18 protein-coding genes are annotated in these 20,330 nt (G+C 70.6%); 12 read left to right on the top strand and 6 right to left on the bottom strand.

The genetic code is table 11. The annotated features are described in order from the left end of the window. On the bottom strand, positions 1 to 1,653 hold a 1,653-nt coding region (locus ACQKIP_RS16865; protein WP_427743310.1), incomplete at its 3' end, for an ABC transporter ATP-binding protein. Positions 1,654 to 1,918: 265 nt separating this feature from the next. Between ACQKIP_RS16865 and ACQKIP_RS16870 the strand changes: the two genes are divergently transcribed. Genes ACQKIP_RS16870 through ACQKIP_RS16885 form a run of 4 tightly spaced genes read left to right on the top strand, consistent with a single transcriptional unit; the run spans position 1,919 to position 5,534 of the window. Continuing rightward, positions 1,919 to 2,821, top strand: a complete 903-nt coding sequence (locus tag ACQKIP_RS16870; RefSeq protein ID WP_365867017.1) for an ABC transporter ATP-binding protein — start codon at positions 1,919 to 1,921, stop codon at positions 2,819 to 2,821. After that, complete coding sequence (locus ACQKIP_RS16875) at positions 2,818 to 3,609, top strand: ABC transporter permease (RefSeq protein ID WP_365867019.1); 792 nt, start codon at positions 2,818 to 2,820, stop codon at positions 3,607 to 3,609. The genes ACQKIP_RS16870 and ACQKIP_RS16875 overlap by 4 nt, the downstream gene beginning before the upstream one ends. Before the next feature lie 43 nt (positions 3,610 to 3,652). Next, positions 3,653 to 4,912: a sensor histidine kinase gene (locus ACQKIP_RS16880; RefSeq protein ID WP_365867048.1), complete on the top strand. Its 1,260-nt coding sequence runs from the start codon at positions 3,653 to 3,655 to the stop codon at positions 4,910 to 4,912. Further along, positions 4,905 to 5,534, top strand: coding sequence for a response regulator transcription factor (locus ACQKIP_RS16885; RefSeq protein ID WP_365867021.1), 630 nt, complete (start codon positions 4,905 to 4,907; stop codon positions 5,532 to 5,534). Before ACQKIP_RS16880 ends, ACQKIP_RS16885 begins: the two co-directional genes overlap by 8 nt. 227 nt (positions 5,535 to 5,761) lie before the next feature. Here ACQKIP_RS16885 and ACQKIP_RS16890 read toward each other — a convergent pair whose 3' ends face one another. From ACQKIP_RS16890 to glgX, 3 genes are all read right to left on the bottom strand, one after another. Next, a complete protein-coding gene (locus ACQKIP_RS16890) occupies positions 5,762 to 7,132 on the bottom strand; it encodes a carbohydrate-binding protein (protein ID WP_365867023.1) in 1,371 nt (456 codons plus the stop codon). A 73-nt stretch (positions 7,133 to 7,205) separates the two neighbouring features. After that, positions 7,206 to 8,177 carry a LysR family transcriptional regulator gene (locus ACQKIP_RS16895; RefSeq protein WP_365867025.1) on the bottom strand — a complete coding sequence of 324 codons (972 nt, stop codon included), beginning with the start codon at positions 8,175 to 8,177 and terminating at the stop codon, positions 7,206 to 7,208. A 75-nt stretch (positions 8,178 to 8,252) separates the two neighbouring features. After that, complete coding sequence (gene glgX, locus ACQKIP_RS16900; protein WP_365867027.1) at positions 8,253 to 10,577, bottom strand: glycogen debranching protein GlgX; 2,325 nt, start codon at positions 10,575 to 10,577, stop codon at positions 8,253 to 8,255. A gap of 221 nt (positions 10,578 to 10,798) precedes the next feature. Here glgX and ACQKIP_RS16905 point away from each other — a divergent pair, with 221 nt between their 5' ends. From ACQKIP_RS16905 to ACQKIP_RS16935, 7 genes are all read left to right on the top strand, one after another. Next, positions 10,799 to 11,998 carry a L,D-transpeptidase gene (locus ACQKIP_RS16905; RefSeq protein WP_365867029.1) on the top strand — a complete coding sequence of 400 codons (1,200 nt, stop codon included), beginning with the start codon at positions 10,799 to 10,801 and terminating at the stop codon, positions 11,996 to 11,998. Between the two features lie 157 nt (positions 11,999 to 12,155). Further along, positions 12,156 to 13,397, top strand: coding sequence for a L,D-transpeptidase (locus tag ACQKIP_RS16910; RefSeq protein ID WP_365867031.1), 1,242 nt, complete (start codon positions 12,156 to 12,158; stop codon positions 13,395 to 13,397). Between the two features lie 122 nt (positions 13,398 to 13,519). Further along, the gene (locus ACQKIP_RS16915) at positions 13,520 to 14,290 is read left to right on the top strand and encodes an enoyl-CoA hydratase/isomerase family protein (RefSeq protein WP_365867033.1); all 771 of its coding nucleotides are present in this window, start codon (positions 13,520 to 13,522) and stop codon (positions 14,288 to 14,290) included. A gap of 169 nt (positions 14,291 to 14,459) precedes the next feature. Continuing rightward, complete coding sequence (locus ACQKIP_RS16920; RefSeq protein WP_365867049.1) at positions 14,460 to 15,068, top strand: ATP-binding protein; 609 nt, start codon at positions 14,460 to 14,462, stop codon at positions 15,066 to 15,068. A gap of 389 nt (positions 15,069 to 15,457) precedes the next feature. Next, the gene (locus ACQKIP_RS16925; protein ID WP_365867034.1) at positions 15,458 to 16,231 is read left to right on the top strand and encodes a polysaccharide deacetylase family protein; all 774 of its coding nucleotides are present in this window, start codon (positions 15,458 to 15,460) and stop codon (positions 16,229 to 16,231) included. Then, positions 16,231 to 17,424, top strand: coding sequence for a YncE family protein (locus ACQKIP_RS16930; protein ID WP_365867035.1), 1,194 nt, complete (start codon positions 16,231 to 16,233; stop codon positions 17,422 to 17,424). The genes ACQKIP_RS16925 and ACQKIP_RS16930 overlap by 1 nt, the downstream gene beginning before the upstream one ends. 106 nt (positions 17,425 to 17,530) lie before the next feature. Then, a complete protein-coding gene (locus ACQKIP_RS16935) occupies positions 17,531 to 18,085 on the top strand; it encodes a glycoside hydrolase family 25 protein (RefSeq protein ID WP_365867037.1) in 555 nt (184 codons plus the stop codon). Positions 18,086 to 18,092: 7 nt separating this feature from the next. On the opposite strand, the gene ACQKIP_RS16940 is transcribed toward ACQKIP_RS16935, so the two are convergent. Both ACQKIP_RS16940 and ACQKIP_RS16945 read right to left on the bottom strand, forming a co-directional pair. Beyond that, positions 18,093 to 18,824: an endonuclease domain-containing protein gene (locus tag ACQKIP_RS16940; protein ID WP_365867039.1), complete on the bottom strand. Its 732-nt coding sequence runs from the start codon at positions 18,822 to 18,824 to the stop codon at positions 18,093 to 18,095. A gap of 76 nt (positions 18,825 to 18,900) precedes the next feature. Then, a complete protein-coding gene (locus tag ACQKIP_RS16945) occupies positions 18,901 to 19,746 on the bottom strand; it encodes an NADPH-dependent F420 reductase (RefSeq protein WP_365867040.1) in 846 nt (281 codons plus the stop codon). Between ACQKIP_RS16945 and ACQKIP_RS16950 the strand changes: the two genes are divergently transcribed. Continuing rightward, positions 19,718 to 20,330 (top strand): RNA polymerase sigma factor (locus ACQKIP_RS16950; RefSeq protein ID WP_427743317.1); only part of this gene is annotated, 613 nt, incomplete at its 3' end. The genes ACQKIP_RS16945 and ACQKIP_RS16950 overlap by 29 nt on opposite strands.

The following is a 20,330-nucleotide window of genomic DNA, read 5'->3' on the forward strand; positions in this document are numbered from 1 at the left end:
GCCCACCACCGCGCGGGCCAGGGCCAGGCGCTGGCGCTGGCCGCCGGAGAGGCTCAGGCCCTGCTCGCCGACCTGGGTGGCCGTGCCCTGCGGCAGCGCGTGCGCGAAGTCGGCCTGCGCGACGTCGAGGGCGCGCCCCAACTCGGCTTCGCCCGCGTCCTCTCCGGCCCCCATCAGGACGTTCTCGCCCACCGACGCGGAGAACAGTGTCGGCTCCTCGAAGGCGACGGCCACCAGCGTGCGCAGCCGCTCGCGGTCCATCCGGGCGATGTCCTCGCCGTCCAGCGTGATGCGGCCCCCGCTCACCTCGTGCAGCCGGGGCACGAGCGCCGTCAGCGTCGTCTTGCCGCTGCCCGTCGCGCCGACCAGGGCGAGCGTCTCGCCGTGCCGGACGTGCAGGTCGATCCGGTCGAGCGCGGGCGGGGCATCGGCGGGCGCGTCCGGGTAGCGGAACTCCACCCCGTGGAAGCGGAGCCCGGAAGTACCGGAAGGCTCCTCCCCGGAGGCACCGGAGGCACCGGAGGCACCGGAGGCACCGGAGGTGCCTGAGGTGCCTGAGATATCCGAGGTGCCTGAGGTGTCTGAGGACTTCTCCCCGGCCGCCGGGGCGGCCACCGTCGAGGACTCCGGCTCCGCGTCCATCACCTCGAAGTACCGTTCCGTGGCCGTCGCCGACTCCTGGCTCATCGCGAGCAGGAACCCGATCGACTCCACCGGCCAGCGCAGCGCGAGCGCCGTCGAGAGGAACGCGACCAGTGTGCCCGTGGACAGATCGCCGTCCGCCACCTGCACCGTCCCCAGGACGAGCGCCGCACCGATCGCGATCTCCGGCAGCGACATGATCACCGCGTAGATCGCCGCGAGCAGCCGGGCCTTGGCCAGTTCCGTGCCCCGCAGCTCGTGAGACAGCTCGCGGAACGCGCGCGCCTGGCTGCGGTGGCGGCCGAAGCCCTTGATGATCCGGATGCCGAGCACGCTCTCCTCGACGACCGTCGTCAGATCGCCGACCTGGTCCTGCGCCCGCCGCGCCACGGCCATGTACCGGCCCTCGTAGTACGCGCAGACGATCACCAGCGGAACCAACGGCGTCAGGAGCACGAGCCCGAGGGCCCAGTCCTGCGCCACCAGGATCACCATGCCGACCACGATCGTCGTGCCGTTCACGATCAGGAACGTCAGCGGGAAGGCGAGGAACATCCGCAGCAGCATCAGATCCGTCGTGCCGCGCGACAGCAACTGCCCCGAGGCCCAGCGGTCGTGGAAGGCCACCGGAAGGCGCTGGAGATGGCGGTAGAGGTCCGCCCGCATCGCCGCCTCGACCGAGGCCAGCGGCCGTGCCACGAGCCACCGCCGGAGACCGAAGAGCAGCGCCTCCGCGACACCGAGCAGCAGCAGGAGCAGCGCCCCGAGCCACACCCCCGCGAGATCCCGGTCCGCCACCGGCCCGTCCACCAGCCACTTCAGCACGAGGGGAAAGACGAGCCCCGTACAGGAAGCGAGGATGGCGACAAATGCCGCGCTGAACAGGCGGGTTCGCACGGGACGGACGTACGGCCACAGCCGGAGCAGCGTCCGCGCCGCGGACCCTCCCCGGGCAGGCCCCCCGGCGGGCCCTTCGGCAGGTTCCTTGGTCGGTGCATCTGGTTTCGGCATCAGGAGCGAGCCTACGGACGACCACTGACACAGCCCACCGAGTTTTGACCCGTCCCCGCTCGTCCGCTGGTCCTACGACCAGGCCGACCGGCGGCGCCGGGACCGGCCCGCACTCGCTCCCGCGCCCGCTCCCGCACCGGCCCGCACCCGCTCCCGCACCGGCCCGCATCCGCGAAGTCGTACCCCGCCATCATCCGATCGGCTGATGCCGCTTCGAGCGCGACGGCCGATGCCCGGCCTCCCGCCCACCGGCGATGCTCGGACCATGCCCATCATCGAAGTGCACGACCTGCGCAAGGCCTACGGCGGACGGACCGTCGTCGACGGCGTCTCCTTCGCCGTCGAAGAGGGCGAGATCTTCGGCGTCCTCGGCCCCAACGGCGCCGGCAAGACCACCACCGTGGAATGCGTCGAGGGCCTGCGCGTCCCCGACACCGGAACCGTCCGCGTCGCCGGCCTCGACCCCGTCGCCGACCACGACGAGGTCACCCGCATCCTCGGGGCCCAGCTCCAGGAGAGCGAGCTCCAGGCGAAGCTCACCGTGCGCGAGGCCCTCGAGCTGTACGCCGCGTTCTACCCGAACCCCGCAGACTGGCACCCCCTCGCCGAACGCCTGCGCCTGACCGAAAAGCTGGACAGCCGCTTCGGCAAGCTCTCCGGAGGCCAGAAGCAGCGCCTGTTCATCGCGCTCGCCCTGATCGGCAATCCGAGGGTCGTGGTGCTCGACGAGCTGACCACCGGGCTCGACCCGCGCGCCCGCCGCGACACCTGGCAGCTCATCGAGGACGTACGCGAGAGCGGTGTCACCGTCCTGCTCGTCACCCACTTCATGGAGGAGGCCCAGCGCCTCTGCGACCGCATCGCGGTCATCGACAAGGGCCGCATCGCCGCCCTCGACACCCCGGCGGGCCTGATCAGCCGGGCCGCGAGCTCCACCGTCATGTCCTTCACGCCGTCCGCGCCGCTGGACGAGCATGCCCTGGCGGCCCTGCCCGCGGTCACCTCCGTCGACCACCGCGACGGCCGCTACACCCTGAGCGGCACCGACGAGACCGTCGACGCCGCCATCACGCTGCTCGCCCGGCATCACATCACCGCACACCAACTCCGGGTCTCCGACGCCACGCTGGACGACGCCTTCCTCGACCTCACGGGAGCCACGGCATGACCTCCGCCGTCACCGCACCCCACGCCCCCGCGAAGAACACCGCGAAGAGCAAGGCCTCGGCCGCCGTGTTCAAGGCCGAGCTGCGGATCTTCCGCCGTGAGCCCGGCGCCCTCTTCTGGATCATGGCGTTTCCCACGGTCCTCCTGATGATCCTCGGCTCCATCCCCTCCTTCCGGGAGACCGACGCCTCGCTCGGCGGCATGCGCCTCGTCGACGCCTACGTCCCCGTGACGGTCCTGCTCTCGCTGATCATGGCGGGCCTCCAGGCCATGCCGCCGCTGATCACCGGCTACCGCGAACGCGGCATCCTGCGCCGTATGTCGGCCACGCCGGTCCGCCCCTCCGCCGTGCTCGGCGCGCAGATGGGCATCCACGGAGCCGCCGCGCTCTTCTCGTCGCTGCTCTCCCTGACCGTGGGCCGCCTCGTCTTCGACGTGGCCCTGCCGCGCCAGGGTTTCGGCTACGCCCTCGCGCTGCTCCTCGCGATCGCCTGCGGGCTCGCCCTCGGCGCCCTCGTCTCGGCGCTGGCGCGCACCACCAAGGCCGCGACCGCGATCGGCTCCGCCGTGTTCTTCCCGATGATGTTCAGCGCGGGCGTCTGGCTGCCGGTGCAGGCGATGCCGGACGCGCTCGCCCGCATCGTGGAGCTCACCCCGCTCGGCGCCGCAGCGCAGGCACTGGGGGATGCCGCGGGCGGCGACTGGCCCGCCTTCTCCCACCTCGGCGTGCTCGTCCTGTGGGCGGTGGCCCTCTCGGCGGGGGCCGCGCGCTGGTTCCGGTGGGAATGACACGCAGGCGGCCCGGCAGGTGACCGACACTGGAAACGTGAGCATGAGCACGGCCGACGCCACGCAGATGATCGAACAGCGCTGGGGCACCTTCTACCGCTGGGGGCCCTACACCCTGCTCGGGTTCGGCGTCCTCATGTCGGTCGCCACGAGCGGCGTCGTCGGCATGGGACCCGGCGAGTGGTACGTGGCGGGGACCCTGGTCGGTGCGGCACTCGCCCTCCAGGCGTGGTGGGGCGTCCTCGCCGGGTCCCGGCCGGGGCCCTCGCCCGCCGGCACCTGCTACTACGCCCTGCGCTGGGCCATCGCCTTCGTCCTCACCTGGATCAACCCGTTCTTCGCGTTCTACGCCGTCGCCGGGTACTTCGGAGCCGAGCGGCTGCTGCCACCGCGCCTGGTCAAGCCCGGCCTCTTCGCCACCGCCGTCATCATGGCGGGCTCCCAGTCGGGCGGACTCCCGCCGCACGACAACCTGGGCTGGGCCGTCTTCGGCGGGCTGCTCGCGGTGAACGTCGCACTGCTCGCCGTCTTCGCCCACCTGGCGACGCAGGAGGACCAGCGCGCCCGCGACGCGGCGACCACCATCGTCGAACTGGAACGCACCAACACCGCACTCCAGCAGGCCATGGACGAAAACGCCGCCCTGCACGCCCAACTCCTCGTCCAGGCGCGGGAAGCGGGCGTCGCCGACGAGCGGCGGCGGCTCGCGGCCGAGATCCACGACACCATCGCGCAGGGCCTGACCGGCATCATCGCCCAGCTCCAGGTCGTCACGAACGCCCGCGACGAGAAACTGGCCCGCGAGCACCTGGACCGCGCCGCCGCCCTGGCCCGGCACAGCCTGGGCGAGGCCCGCCGCTCCGTGCACAACCTCTCCCCGGCGGCCCTGGAGCACGACGCGCTGCCCGAAGCCCTGAAGAACACGGTCACGGAGTGGGCCGAACGCAGCGGCGTCCGCGCCGACTTCACCGTCACCGGACCCGCCGAGCCACTGCACGAAGAGATCGAGGCGACCCTCCTGCGCATCGTCCAGGAAGCCCTGTCCAACGCGGCCCGGCACGCCCGGGCGACCCGCCTCGGCGTCACCCTGTCCTTCATGGGCGACGAGGTGACCCTGGACGTACGCGACGACGGCCGCGGCTTCGATCCGCTCGCCACGGTGGAGCGCACCGGCTCCGGAGGCTTCGGACTCGACGGCATGCGGGCCCGCGCCGAACGCATCGCGGGCTCCCTCACCGTCGAATCGGAACCGGGTCACGGCACCGCGCTCTCGGCTCGCGTACCGTTGGTCCGCCATGGCTGACCTGATCACTCTGCTCATCGTCGACGACCACCCCGTCGTACGGGACGGCCTGCGCGGCATGTTCCTCTCCGACCCCTGCTTCGAGGTGCTCGGCGAGGCGGCCGACGGCGTCGAGGCCGTCGCCCTGGTGGAGCGCCTCGACCCGGACGTCGTCCTGATGGACCTGCGCATGCCGGGCGGGGGCGGCGTCGACGCGATCGCGGAGCTGGGACGGCGCGGCGCCCGCGCCAGGGTCCTCGTCCTCACCACGTACGACACGGACTCCGACACGCTGCCCGCGATCGAGGCGGGCGCGACGGGCTACCTCCTCAAGGACGCGCCGCGCGACGAGCTGTTCACCGCGGTCCGCGCGGCGGCGCAGGGCCGCACGGTCCTCTCGCCCGCCGTCGCATCGCGGCTCGTCTCACGCGTGCGTGCCCCCGGCAACGAACCGCTGAGCACCCGGGAACGGGAGGTGCTCGCGCTCGTCGCCAGGGGCACGTCGAACCGTGCGATCGCCGCGGAACTCTTCATCAGCGAGGCCACGGTCAAGACGCACCTCACCCATATCTACGGCAAGCTGGGCGTCAAGGACCGGGCGGCTGCGGTGGCCACGGCGTACAGCAGGGGAATCCTGAGCTGAGGGCGAAGCGCCCCGTAAGGGGCGCGGGGCTGTGACATGTGCGGCTCCGCCGCGTGGGCGCGCCCAGCCACCGCCGGCCGGCAGTGCCCCGTAAGGGGCGCGGGGCTGTCACATGTGCGGCTCCGCCGCGTGGGCGCGCCCAGCCACCGCCGGTCGGCAGTGCCCCGTAAGGGGCGCGGGGAACTGCGCGACCAGCCATGGACAACCCGCAGCCAACATACGAGCGGCTAGGCGGCCTGCCACAAGGCGGGCGTATTGGGCGGCTCCCAGCCGACCTGCGCCTGATGCCCCTGCAGGCAGCGATACGTCGCCCCGCCGTAGGTGACGGAGTCACCAGGGGCGTACACCTTGCCCGCAGCCCAGGTGCCACCCGGCTCAGGCTCACCCGGACCGGGCCCCGGGTCACCCCCGCCCGTGGTCCGAAGCGTCAAGCCATACTGCTGGAGCAGCGGATTGATCGGCTGGTGGAAGGTCGTACCGCCGCTGGAGCAGTTGCCGGACCCGCCCGAAGTGACGCCCTGTGCCTGGCTCCCGGAGATGAAGGAGCCGCCCGAGTCGCCGGGTTCCGCGCAGACCGTCGTGCGCGTCACGCCGCTGATGGTGCCCTCGGGGTAGGTGACACTGGTGTTGTGCTGCTGGATCGTGCCGCAGTGCCACCCCGTAGTGGAGCCGGAACGGCAGATCGACGCACCCACCGGGGACTGCGTGGAGCCCCCGACGCCGACCTTCTGCCCGCCCTGGCCCTTCACGTACGGGGTGGCGGTCCACTGGGAGTTGGTGGCGACCCAGGCCATGTCCCGGCCGGGGAATATGGACGCCTGGAACGTGCCCTGCGCCACCTGGTTGTAGCCGCTGGTCGCGGTGCCCGCGCGCCCGCAGTGGCCCGCCGTGGCGAAGCCCTGCTGGGTGCCCTTGGTGACGGGGAAGCCGATGGAGCAACGGCCGCCCATGTAGTACGCCTCGCCGCCCACGAGGTCGTACAGCGGACGCGGCCGCTGAGTGGTCCGCTCGATCCGTACGAGGGAGGACGCGACCCCCGCGGCGGACACCAGGGCCTTCGCCGCCGGGGCGTGCACGGCCCGTACGACGACGGCGTTGGACCGTACGTCGACGTACCAGACGGGAGCGTCGCGGGTGGCCGCCTTCCGCGCGGCGCGGTCCAACCGGGCCTTGGCGGCGTCCAGTTGCCCGACGGAGTGCCGCACGACCTCGGCCCGGGCGCCCCGCGCCTCGATCGCGGGCACGTCGGAGGCGTCGGTGGTGGCCACGGTGAGCCGCGCCGACGTACGGCCCTGCACCCAGGCGCCCGCGAAGTCACGGCCGACGGCGATCTGCAGGGCTCCCGCAACGGCGCCGGCGTCGGCCTCGTTGACCAGACGGGCCTCGGCCTGCGCCGGCGTGAGGCCGAGGTCCCGCTGCATGGCCTTCAGGACCTCGGGCGAAGTCCTGTCGACGGCGGCGGTCCCGGCGGGGGAGGGCAAGGGGGCGGGAGTGGCCCGGGCGTTCGCGGTGCCGGGCAGTCCCGCGAGCACCAGAGCGCCCGCCGCAGCGAACGCGGCACACGCGGCCGCGGCGCGTCTGTGATGGATGGGGGGCATGGGGCATCTCCTCGGTTGCGAGGGCGAGCGGATCGCCCACAACGTAGAAGCCTCAACTGCTCCCCGACAGCTGTCAGCCGACCCCCGCCCCCGGCGTTATGGCCCGGGACGGTCCGGCCAGCCACGCCGTGTAGCTCTCGCTGCGGGACGCCGCCTCCGCGTGGGCCGCGCGGGCCTGTGCGAAGACCGCGGGGGCCGTGTCGTGGGCCGGGGACTCCGGGTGCCAGCCGAGCAGATGGCGCCAGTACAGCGGAGACCCGGAGAGCGGCCTCGTGACCAGACCCGGTGTCGGCGGGAACGTCGCCCGGCACAGCCCCACCGCCCGTCCCACCTGGACCAGATGCACGCAGGACGCCACGTCCGTCTCGTACACGGAGGAAGGCGTGAACCCCGCGCGGGCGCATGCCGCGGTGAAACAGTCCGCGAAGCAGCCGTCGCCCGGCACGTCGGTCCATGCCTCGTCCGCGAGGCCGGCCAGGTCGATCTCCTGGCGGGCGGCCAGCGGGTGCCCGGTGGGCAGCATGACGAAGACCGGGTCACGGGCCACCTCCCGCCACACGAGGAGCTCGCTCTCCGGCGGCGCACTCGCCCCGCACGTCCCCACGAGCGCGAAGTCGAGCCGCCCGTCTGCCGTGCGGGACGCGATCTCCCGCTCCGACCAGGAGGTGTGAGTAGTGACCCTGGCCCCCGGATGCGCGGCGGCCAACCGGTCCACCAGGGCCCCCAGCAGCGGCCCGTGCGTCGCGCCGAGCCGGAACCCCGCGCCGTCCGCCCACTCCCGGCCGAACCGCAGCGCCTCCTCCCGCAGCCCGCTCACCGCGGGCAGCACCACACGGGCGCGGGCAAGGACGAACTCCCCGAGCGCGGTGGCCCGCACCCCGTGCTGTCCCCGCTCGAAGAGCTCGCCGCCCAGGATGCGCTCGATCCGCTTCAACTGTGCGCTCAGGGCGGGCTGCGCGAGCCCCAGCGCGGTGGCGGCCTTGGTCAGGCTGCCCGCGTCGGCGATCGCCCTGATCGTCTTGAGGTGCCGCAACTCCAGGTCCATGGGCCGAGCTTGACTCGTGGCCCGGAGCGCGGCAATGGGCAGGTACGGACCAATGCGGGCCGCTGTTCGCCGGTATCAGCCGCCCCCGCCCGCCTCCTCCTCCCGCACTCGCAGCAACAGCACCGAGCGCGCGGCCATCGTGACCGCCGAGTCGGCCCGCAGCACGGTCCCCGGAGCCGCCCCCTGCTCCTCCAGGGAGGTGTCCACCACCACCTCGTACGCCCTGGCCCACGGCGCCCCCGGCAGCACGAAACTCCCCGCGCGGTCCGCCGCGTGCAGCACCGCCAGGAAACTGTCGTCGACCACCGGCGCGCCCCGCGCGTCACGGCCGGGGATGTCGCGCCCCGACAGATACATGCCGAGCGTCGCGGCCGGCGCGTACCAGTCGCCCTCCGTCATCTCCGTCCCCCGCGCCGTGAACCACGCCAGATCCCGCAGCCCGTCGCCGTTCGTCGAATGCGCACGCCCGGAGAAGAACGCCCGCCTGCGAAGCACCGGATGCCGGTGCCGCAGCGCGATGAGCCGCGACGTCAGATCACACAGGGCCCGCCACCCCGGCTCTTCGAGCAGCCTCCAGTCCACCCAGCTGACCTCGTTGTCCTGGCAGTACGCGTTGTTGCTGCCCCTCTGCGTACGGCCCATCTCGTCCCCCGCGACGAGCATCGGCACCCCCGTCGAGAGCAGCAGCGTCGTCAGGAGGTTGCGCAGCTGCCGCCGCCGCAGCTCCGTCACCCGCTCGTCGGCGCTCTCGCCCTCCGCGCCGCAGTTCCAGGAGCGGTTGTCGTTGGTGCCGTCCCTGTTCCCCTCGCCGTTGGCCTCGTTGTGCTTGCGCTCGTAACTCACCAGGTCCCGCAGCGTGAACCCGTCGTGCGCCGTCACGAAGTTCACCGACGCGTACGGCCGCCGCCCGCCCCACGCGTACAGGTCGCTCGACCCGGAGAGCCGGTACCCCAGATCCCGCACGTCGGGCAGCGCGCCCCGCCAGAAGTCCCGTACCGCGTCGCGGTAGTGGTCGTTCCACTCCGTCCACAGCGGCGGGAAGGCCCCCACCTGATAGCCGCCGGACCCCACGTCCCACGGCTCGGCGATCAGCTTCACGCGACGGAGGACCGGGTCCTGCGCGATCACCGCGAGGAAGGGGGAGAGCATGTCGACGTCGTGGAACGAACGCGCGAGCGCCGCCGCCAGATCGAAGCGGAAGCCGTCCACGCCCATCTCGGTCACCCAGTAGCGAAGGGAGTCCGTTATCAGGCGCAGCACGTGCGGCTGCACCACCTGGAGCGTGTTCCCGCAGCCCGTGTAGTCCGCGTACCGCCGCGCGTCGGAGGGCTGGAGGCGGTAGTAGCCGCGGTTGTCTATGCCCTTGAGCGAGAACATCGGGCCCAGCTCGCCCGCCTCCGCGGTGTGGTTGTAGACCACGTCCAGGATCACCTCGATCCCGGCCTCGTGCAGCGCCCGCACCATCCGCTTGAACTCGCCGACCTGCTCGCCCCGCGTCCCGGACGCCGCGTACGCCGCGTGCGGCGCGAAGTAGCCGATCGAGTTGTAACCCCAGTAGTTGCGCAGCCCCCTCTGGAGGAGATGGTCCTCATGGGCGAACTGGTGCACGGGCAGCAGCTCCACCGCCGTCACACCGAGCCGTACGAGATGGTCGATCGCCGCGGGATGCGCGAGCCCCGCGTACGTACCGCGCAGCTCCTGCGGAATCCCCTGATGCAGCTTCGTGAAGCCGCGCACGTGGACCTCGTAGATGACCGAGTCCGCCCACGGCGTCTTCGGGCGCCGGTCGTCCGCCCACTCGTCGTCCGGCGCGTCGTCGTGCACGACCACACCCTTGGGGACGTACGAGGCCGAGTCCCGGTCGTCCCGCACCGTGTCGGCCACCTGCTGCTGCGGCCAGTCCCGCACGTGCCCGTACACCTCGGGCGGCAGCCCGTACGTGGCGAAGTCCCCGTCCACCGCACGGGCGTACGGATCCAGGAGCAGCTTCGCCGGGTTCCAGCGGGCCCCCGTCCACGGGTCCCAGCGGCCGTGCACGCGGTAGCCGTAGCGCTGGCCGGGGCGCACGCCCGGCACGAAGCCGTGCCAGATCTCGTGCGTCAGCTCGGTCAGGGGCGCGCGCGTCTCGACGTCGTCGGCGTCGAACAGGCAGAGCTCGACGGCCTCAGCACCTCCCGCCCACAACGCGAAGTTGGTGCCCGCGACGCCGTCGGGCCCCACTCTGAACCGGGCGCCGAGCGGTGTCGGCGCCCCCGGCCACACGGGCAGGGCGCGTACGCCCGACGCGGCGCGCGACGGCGCCGCCGTCCCGTTCACGGCGGCCGACCGGCCGTTCACGGCGGTCGCGCCCGCCCCGCGCCGCACGTCCCGCGGTGCTTCCTGTTCGGCTGCGCTGGACACCCATCCGCCTCCTGCGGCTCGACCCCTGCCGCGTCCCGGCGGCAGGGGCGTACCAGTCCGGACGACGCGCGTGGACCCAAGAGCCCGGGCCGTCCTCCTCACTGTTCTGCCCAGCGGGTGCGTCGCACTCACGTTTCCCCAGGAGGGGGACGGTCGTTGGGACGGGCGTGAGACAGGTAGCGAGGCGCGCTCGGCGCGCAGGGGCCGCGCTGGCCGCAGTAATGACATGGGCAGGACTGCTCGCCGGAGCCACCGGATGCACCGCCGACGGCGACGGCATCGACCGGATCATGGGCAAGCCGCGCTCGCCCGATGACGCTATCCGGGTGACGCCCGACGACGGCAGCAAGGCGGTCAAGGGCGACGCACGGCTCCGGGTCGAGGTGCCCGACGGACGCCTCGAATCGGTGAAGGCCGTCCGGGTGCAGGACGCACAGGAGGCGCCGGTGCCGGGCCGCATCGACGAGGACGGCATGACCTGGAAGCCGCTGGACGAGGGACCGCTCGCGCTCGGCGCGAAGTACTCGGTGGACGCCGTCGCCCTGGACGGCCACGGCCGCCGCTCGGCCCGGCACACGACGTTCACGACGTACGTCCCCGACGAGCGGTTCACCGCCTACGTGGGACCGGAGAACCGCTCCACGGTCGGCACCGGCATGATCGTCTCCCTGGAGTTCAACCGGGAGGTCGAGAACCGCGAGGCCGTCCAGCGGGCCATCACCGTCACCGCGAACCCCGAAGTGGACGTACGACCCCACTGGTTCGGCGACACCCGCCTGGACTTCCGCCCCGAGAAGTACTGGAAGCCCGGCACCAAGGTCACCGTCGGCCTGCGCCTGCGCGACGTCGAGGCCGCCCCCGGCGTCTACGGCCTCCAGGACAAGAGCTTCTCGTTCACGGTCGGCCGCAGCCAGACCTCCCTGGTAGACGCCGACGCGAAGACCATGGAGGTACGCCGCGACGGCGAGCTCATTTCCACGGTCCCGATCACCGCGGGCGCCCCGCGAACCACCACGTACAACGGGAAAATGGTGGTCACGGAGATGCTGGAGGTGACCCGGATGAACAGCCGGACCGTCGGCTTCGGCGGGGAGTACAACATCCCCGACGTCCCGCACGCCATGCGCCTGACGACGTCCGGCACCTTCCTGCACGGCAACTACTGGGCGCCGGACGCCCCCGGCAACACCAATGTCAGCCACGGCTGCGTGGGCCTGCGCGACGTGAAGGGCGGCAGCTCACAGACCCCGGCGGGGTGGTTCTTCGACCGCACTCTGATCGGCGATGTGGTGGAAGTCGTCAACAGCGATGACAAGAAAGTCGCTCCTGACAACGGGCTCGGCGGCTGGAACATGGGGTGGAAGGAGTGGACGGCACCGCCCGGCAGCAAGCCGGAAGCGGGGCCCAAGGACCCGCGCTGAGGCAGCGCCCGCCCCCCATGCGCAGTTGGGACTGAACAGTGACATTGGCGAGGAGTCATCGGTCAATGGCGTGTGGTTATCTAGCGGCGGCGCGTTTCTGTGCGCGCCGATGCACTGGGGTGCGGGCCTGACCAGGCCGTGCGAGGGGAGACACATCTTGAACGGGCGACCGATATCGGGGACGTCGGTTGGTGCGCGGGGGCGCGCGCGGCGACGGGGGGCCAAGGGCCTCTTTGCGGTGGCATCGGGTGTGACGCTGCTGTTGGTCACGGCATGCGGCGGGGGAGGCGGCTCGGATTCGGGCGGCGACGGCAAGGAGAAGGCCGACAAGAACGCGCCGTCGGCCGCGGTGGTGACCATAGCGCCGAAGGACGGCGCCGACTCGGTCGCCACCAGCGGCGCACTGAAGATAGCCGCCGACAAGGGCAAGCTGTCCAAGGTCGAGGTCGAGGACAGCAAGGGCAACGCGGTGCCCGGCAAGATCACCTCGGGTGGCGCAGCCTGGACTCCGGCGCACCACCTCGCGGCCTCCACGAAGTACAAGGTCCACGCGATAGCGAAGGACTCCGAGGGACGTGAGTCCGCCAAGGACACGACGTTCACGACGCTGACGCCGAAGAACACCTTCATCGGCCAGTTCACGCCGGAGGACGGCTCGAAGGTCGGCGTCGGAATGCCGTTCTCGGTCCACTTCACGCGCGGCATCACCGACCCGGAGGCCGTCGAGAAGGCCATCGAGGTCAAGACCGAGCCCGCCGTCGACGTCGAGCCGCACTGGTTCGGCAACGACCGCATCGACTTCCGCCCCGAGAAGTACTGGAAGGCGGGCACGAAGGTCACCGTCAAGCTCAACCTCGACGGCGTCGAGGGCCGGCCCGGGGTCTACGGCAAGCAGGCCAAGACCCTGAAGTTCGAGATCGGCCGCAGCCAGGTCTCCACCGTCGACGCCAAGTCGCACCAGATGAAGGTCGTCCGGGACGGCAAGCAGATCAAGAAGATCCCGATCACCGCGGGCGCACCCGGCACGACGACGTACAACGGCCAGATGGTCATCAGCGAGAAGCTCCAGGTCACGCGCATGAACGGCGAGACCGTCGGCTTCGGCGGCGAGTACGACATCAAGGACGTCCCGCACGCGATGCGACTGTCCACGTCCGGCACGTTCATCCACGGCAACTACTGGTCGGGCGGCGCCTTCGGCAACACGAACGCCAGCCACGGCTGCATAGGCCTGAGCGACGTGCGCGGCGGCTACAGCAAGAAGACGCCCGCCGGATGGTTCTTCAGCAACTCCCTCATCGGGGACGTCGTGGTCGTGAAGAACTCCGCGGACAAGACGATCCAGCCCGAGAACGGCTACAACGGCTGGAACATGTCCTGGGAGAAGTGGAAGGCCTGACAGGCGGGACGGCCTGACAGACCGGGAAGGCCTGGCTGACAGACAGACAGGCCGACAGTCCGGCCGGGATCACACCCCGGCCTCATGTCGCCGTCATGCGGGGCACGGCTAACGTGCCCCGCATGACATCTGTGCATCTCGAAGTCGCCGAGGGCGTCGGCACGATCCGCCTCGACCGCCCCCCGATGAACGCGCTCGACATCGCCCTCCAGGACCGGCTCAAGGAGCTGGCCGAGGAGGCCACCCGGCGCGACGACGTCCGAGCCGTGATCATCTACGGCGGCGAGAAGGTGTTCGCGGCGGGCGCGGACATCAAGGAAATGCAGGCGATGGACCACGCGGCGATGGTCGTACGGTCCCGTGCCCTTCAGGACTCCTTCACCGCCGTCGCCCGCATCCCCAAGCCCGTCGTCGCCGCCGTCACCGGCTATGCGCTCGGCGGCGGCTGCGAGCTCGCGCTCTGCGCCGACTTCCGTATCGCCGCCGACAACGCCAAGCTCGGCCAGCCCGAGATCCTGCTCGGCCTGATCCCCGGCGCGGGCGGCACCCAGCGCCTGTCGCGTCTGGTCGGCCCCTCCAAGGCCAAGGACCTCATCTTCACCGGCCGCATGGTCAAGGCCGACGAGGCGCTCACCATCGGCCTCGTGGACCGCGTGGTGCCCGCCGCCGAGGTGTACGAGCAGGCGCAGCAGTGGGCCGCGCGGCTCGCGCAGGGGCCCGCCCTTGCGCTGCGCGCGGCCAAGGAGGCCGTGGACGCGGGCCTGGAGACGGACATCGACACCGGACTCGCGATCGAGCGCACCTGGTTCGCCGGTCTGTTCGCCACCGAGGACCGGGAACGTGGCATGCGCAGCTTCGTCGAGGAGGGTCCCGGCAAGGCGAAGTTCCTCTGAAATTGCGCTGCGAAGCGTTCAGTTGAGGGCGCGTCAGCCAAAGTGTCCCCCGAAGGAGCGGATTATGCGTGGCTTAAGAGAACCTTAAGCCTGCCCCGTTCGCGGCCGTAAGTGATCACTCGTAAGCGGGTAGTCATCGCAGGTCAGCAGGGGTGCGAGAGGGGCTTGACTGCCACTGGCATATGCCTACACGGCCCCCCGGAATGGATGGTTCCGGGGGGCTTATTCCGACGGAACGTCCCCGGGGAGCGCTCTGTGCGGCCATGATGGGGGCATGGCGGGGCTGGAGGGTATCGAACAGCCGCGGCGACACGGGAGTGCGACCGCGGCCCGCTGGTCGCCGGCGGTCGAGGACGAACACGCGCTGAAAGCGCTCGAGTTGTTCGGCAATCCGACGGATGCGGAGGTTCCGCTGCCGTCGCGTCCGGAGTCCGCCGCCATCGCGCGCCGGCTCGCCCAGGTCGTGGTGCTCCGGCACTGGGGGCTCTCCCCGAAGCTGACCGAGGACGCGGTTCTGCTCACCTCCGAACTCGTCGGCAACGCCGTGCGGCACACCGGTGCCCGCGTCTTCGGGCTGCGGATGATGCGGCGGCGCGGCTGGATCAGGATCGAGGTGCGCGACCCCTCGCGCGGACTGCCCTGCCTGATGCCCGTGCACGAACTCGACCTCAGCGGCCGCGGCCTCTTCCTCGTCGACAAGCTCTCCGACCGGTGGGGCGTGGATCTGCTGCCGCGCGGCAAGACGACCTGGTTCGAGATGCGCGTCTCCGACCGCTGACGCGCCGGTCGCCGATACGCGAAAACCCCCGGTTGCCGAGTGAGGCACTGCGGGGGCTTACGCGGAGCGCCGTGGACGGAAGGGGTGTGGTCCGCGGCGCTGATGACGACTCGGCCCGGGTCAATGGGGGTCGTGAGTCCGACTATGGCAGACGGGCGACGACGATCCAAAAGCCCATAAGTGGTGTTTCTGGTGCAAATCGTGACAGTTTAGAGATGAATCCTTGGTGAGCTGGGACACCTGCCTGGTAAACGCTGGTTAAGTTCTGGCTGTGACAGGGGATCCGCAAGGCGGCGCGCAGGGGTTGTCCGCCCCCGCACTCCCCGACCCGCAGGTGCCGGACGCGGGTAATCAGCGGCTTTTGGCCGCTTTTCCCATTAAATAGTCGGGTGATCGAGACTGACCGCCGCGGAGCCCTGCGTGCGGGCGCCGGACTGGCCGTCGCGAGCGCGCTCGCCGGATGCGCCGGGGGCAGCGCCGCCGGCCCCGCCCCCGCACGCGACCGCACCGCCCCGGCCCGCGAAGCGCCGCACGCCGCCCCGGCACCCGGCCGCTTCCCCGGCCTCCCCGACCAGATCGCCCACGGACCCCGCGACCGCGACCGGGTCGCCCTCACCTTCCACGGCCAGGGCGACCCCGCCACCGCGCGATCACTGCTCTCCACCGCCGAGAACGCCGGCGCCAGGATCACCGTCCTCGCCGTCGGCAGCTGGCTCGACGCACACCCCGAACTCGCCCGCCGCATCCTCGACGGCGGCCACGACCTCGGCAACCACACCCACCACCACGTCACGATCAACGAACTGCCCGAGGCCGAGGCCTACGCCGAGATCACCGGCTGCGCCGAGCGACTGCGCCGCCTCACCGGCTCCATCGGCACCTGGTTCCGCCCCTCGCGCGCCGAGAGAGCGACCCCCCTCGTCGCCCGCCTCGCCCACCGCGCGGGCTACCCCCACGTCCTCTCGTACGACGTCGACTCCCTCGACTTCACCTCGCCCGGCGCCCCGGCCGTCACCCGCAAGATCGCCTCAGAGGTGCGCGCGGGCTCCGTCGTGAGCCTGCACTTCGGGTACGCGGACACGGTCGCCGCGCTCCCCGCCGTCCTGGAAGAACTCGACCGCCGCGGCCTGCGCGCGGTGACGACCACGGAGCTGCTGACCTGATGACCCTGCACCTGAACCTCCCCCGGCGCACCGGAGCGGTCATCGCCGTCGGCGCGGTCGTCGCCGCCGCGCTCGCCGGCTGCGGGAGCGGCAGCGACACCCGCGAGAACGAAGCCCTCGGCACCAAGGGCATCCAGAAGACCGCCAAACCCAAGGCGCCGCCAGGGCTCCCCGGCATGCCGCCCCTCCTGGACCCCGAGGACGTCTACGCCGCCGACCGCCCGGGCAAGCTCTCCCCGGTGGTCAAGGACTTCCCCTCCCGTATCTACGTCCCCAACACCAACACCAACACCGTCTCGGTCATCGACCCCAAGACGTACGAAGTGATCGACACGATCGACGTCGGGATCCAGCCCCAGCACGTCGTCCCTTCCTGGGACATGAAGACCCTCTGGGTCAACAACAACCGCGGCCACTCCCTCACGCCCATCGACCCCAAGACCGGCAAGGCGGGCAAGCCGGTCCCCGTGCACGACCCGTACAACCTCTACTTCACGCCCAACGGCAAGTACGCGATCGTGATGGCCTCGATGGACCGCGAACTCGTCTTCCGCGACCCGCACACCATGAAGGAGGTCAAGACCGAACCGGTCAGCTGCTACGGCGTCAACCACGCCGACTTCTCGGCGGACGGCCGCTACTTCATCGTCTCCTGCGAATTCTCCGGCGAACTCCTCAAGGTCGACACCGAGAAGATGAAGGTCATCGGCCAGCAGAAACTGCCCTTCAAGGGCGCCATGCCGCAGGACGTGAAAGTCTCGCCCGACGGCAAGACCTTCTACGTCGCCGACATGATGGCCGACGGCATGTGGGTCCTGAGCGGCGACAAGTTCGACAAGCCGAAGCTTCTGCACACCGGAAAGGGCACCCACGGTCTGTACGTCAGCCGCGACTCACGCGAGATGTACGTGTCCAACCGGGGCGAGGGCACCATCTCCGTATTCGACTTCCCCAAGAACAAACTCACCAAGAAGTGGAAGCTCCCCCAGGGCGGCAGCCCCGACATGGGCGGAGTCTCGGCGGACGGCAACACCCTCTGGCTGTCCGGCCGTTACGACTCCGAGGTGTACGCCATCGACACCCGCACCGGAGTCCAGACCGCCCGCATCCCCGTCGGCGGCGGCCCGCACGGCCTCGCGGTGTACCCGCAGCCGGGCCGCTACTCGCTCGGACACACCGGCATCTTCCGCTGAGCACTCAGCTGAGTAATACAACGGTTGACCACCACGGCCACCGGGCACCAAAGGGGTAGATCGACCCGCCTTCCCCCCCACTGCCCTGCCGCCCAGGAGGCCGCCCGTGCTCAAAGGCATCGACGTCAGCTCGTACCAGTCCACCTTCGACACGGACGGCATATCCTTCGTCATCATCAAGGCGACAGAGGGCCGTTCGTACGTCAACCCAAGACTGACCGCACAGGTGAAGCGGGCCCGGGACGGCGGCTGCGTGGTCGGCTTCTACCACTTCCTGTGGCCGGGCAACATCAAGGCCCAGGCGGAGTATTTCGTCAGCAAGGCCCCCGAGAAGGCAGGGGACTTGCTGGCGGTGGACTGGGAATGGACGGGCGAACACACCCGCGCGAGCAACGCGGAAAAGGACCGCTTCATCAAAGAGGTAAAACGCCTGCGCCCGAATCACCGGGTCAGCCTCTACTGCAACCGCGATTTTTGGCTCACCTACGACACCACGTCGTACGCGGGCGACGCCCTCTGGATCGCCGATTACGTCACGGCGGGCAAGCCGCGGATCCAGGCGAAGTGGCGGTTCCACCAGTACACGTCGACCCCGCTGGACAAAAACGTCGCAGACTTCGCGAGCGAGGACGCGCTGCGTGACTGGGCCAAGGTCGACTGATCGCCGCCTACGCCCCGCCCTCCGCGAGTGGTTTCTCTTGGAGTCGTTTCGCGGGGGGACGGGCGAGGTAGTCGTTGAGCAGGTCGAAAGTGCGAAGGTGGGCGGGGAGAGCCTCATACCAGGCGAGCGCGTAGGCGTTGCAGTTCGAGCAGACGAGCCCGCGGACGCATGCGCCGCAACTCCTGCCGCCGTTGCAGCAGGTGTGGTCGTGGTCGATATGCGGAGCGCGTGACCCCGTTCCGGGTGATTCGCATATCGCGCAACGTTCTCCCTGGTACCGCCAGAGCCGCTCGATGAATTCCTTGGTCACGTTGTAGTTGCTGAGCCGGACGCGCTCTGCGTTGCACGGCTTGCAGTAGGGCCGAGGGGCGCCCGATCTGTTGACCGCCGAGTACTCCGACGTCGGCTTGCTCTCGCCGCAACCGAGGCACTCGATGATTCCGTTCCTGACCATCGCCTGGTAGGTCGCGCTGTCTCTCTTCCTCCGTAACGGGGTCAGCGGCCGTCCAGCGGACTGCTGCTGGTAATGACCGGTGCACAAGCCTTTGGCTGACACGGCCCGTTGGCAATTGTCGAAACTGCAGCTGCGGTTCGTTGCAGTCACGTATGAAATGCGGGACAGCGCCCTGCCTTGATGGAGCTGTGTGTAGTGGGTCCGGCACATGCCTTTCGTAAAGGGATGCCTGTCGGAGGTGCGCTCGCACGCCCACCCGTTTCCATTGGCCGAACAGATACGCATGGATCGGTCAACGAAGCGAGTGGGCGTGGGTCACCTCGGTGCTTTGGAGCAGCGCAGTGGTGGCACAGGGGTTCGATCAGGCGCGCCACTCCGCCGTGCGCTCCGGGGAGGCTTCGGACAGGGCCTTGGTGATTGCTTCGGTGTCCTTTGCCAGGCCGTAGACCGGGGTGCCCGGCTGTTGGCGCCAGGAGTTGTCCTGGCCGCCGTTGTCGACGGTGTCGAAGCCGATTTCGTCGATGAGGTCGCGTACGACCTTCTTGGCGGCCTCGTCGTCGCCGGAGACCGGGAGCGCGACGCGGCCGGGTGTGCCCTTGGGCTGGGGCTTGTCGAGGATGTCCTGGGAGTACGTGCCGTTGAAGGCCTTGATCACCGGGTGGCCGATCTGCTGCTCGGTCCAGCGGCTCTCGGTCAGGCCCTCCTCGATGTCGGCGATCTTCCCGTCGCGCTGCTGCGGGTAGTAGTTGCCGGTGTCGATGACGGCGAGGCCGTCCGCCGCGCCGTCGAGGAAGCCCGACGGAAGGTTCGGTACGGCCTTCAGGGGGATCGTCACGACGACGACCTGCGCGCCCCGCGCGGCCTGCTCGACCGTGACCGGCGTCGCGCCGGTCTCTTCGGCGAGGGCGGTGAGCGTGTGCGGGCCCCGGGAGTTCGCCACGGATACGTCGTGGCCGAGGGCCGTCAGCCGCCGGGTGAGGTTGCCGCCGATGTTGCCCGCGCCGATGATGCCGATCTTCATGACTCGTCGCCCTTCCGGGGTTCGTCCGCCTGTGTCGTAACGGAGCCAACCTCCGGAACGGGTGAGGTATTCCTGTACGGGTGCGCTTTCAGCGAGGCGCCCAGGGGTGTGACGGGGGGCACAGGAACTTGGTGGTGGGTGCGGAGAGATACGTGGTGTGAGGCCTACTGAACTGGGAGATGGCATCCATGCACGTATCCGGGCAGGTGAGCGCGAGGCGTTCGGGGAGTTGTACGAGGCGTATGCGCGGACGGTCTACAACCATGCGCTGCGGCTGACCGGCAACTGGTCGACCGCCGAGGAGGTCATGTCCGAGACCTTCCTCGCGGCCTGGCGTACCCGGGAGCGGCTCGAACCGGAGGGCGGTTCGCTCAAGCCGTGGCTGCTGGGCATCGCCACGCACAAGGCGCAGAACGCCAACCGGGGCCTGCGCAGACGGCTCGCCTTTCTGCACCGGCAGCCGCCCCCGCCCGACGTGGCGGACTTCTCGGAGGAGTCCGCGGGGCGGCTGGACGATGCGCGGCGGCTCGCCGCGGTGCACGGTGCGTTGCGGCAGTTGCGCCGCCCGGAGCGTGAGGTGCTCGTGCTGTGTGTGTGGTCCGGGCTCGACTACGCGCAGGCCGCCGAGGCGCTCGGCATTCCGGTCGGCACGGTGCGGTCCCGGCTCTCGCGGGCCCGTGCGCGGCTGCGGCGGCTCAGTGAGGACGGGGGCGGTGGGGTTGGTGGGGTCGACGGGGTCGATGGGGGCAGTGGTGCTTCTGCCTCAGAAG

The sequence above is a fragment of the Streptomyces sp. NPDC059900 genome (assembly GCF_050270335.1).
Classification (GTDB): Bacteria; Actinomycetota; Actinomycetes; order Streptomycetales; family Streptomycetaceae; genus Streptomyces.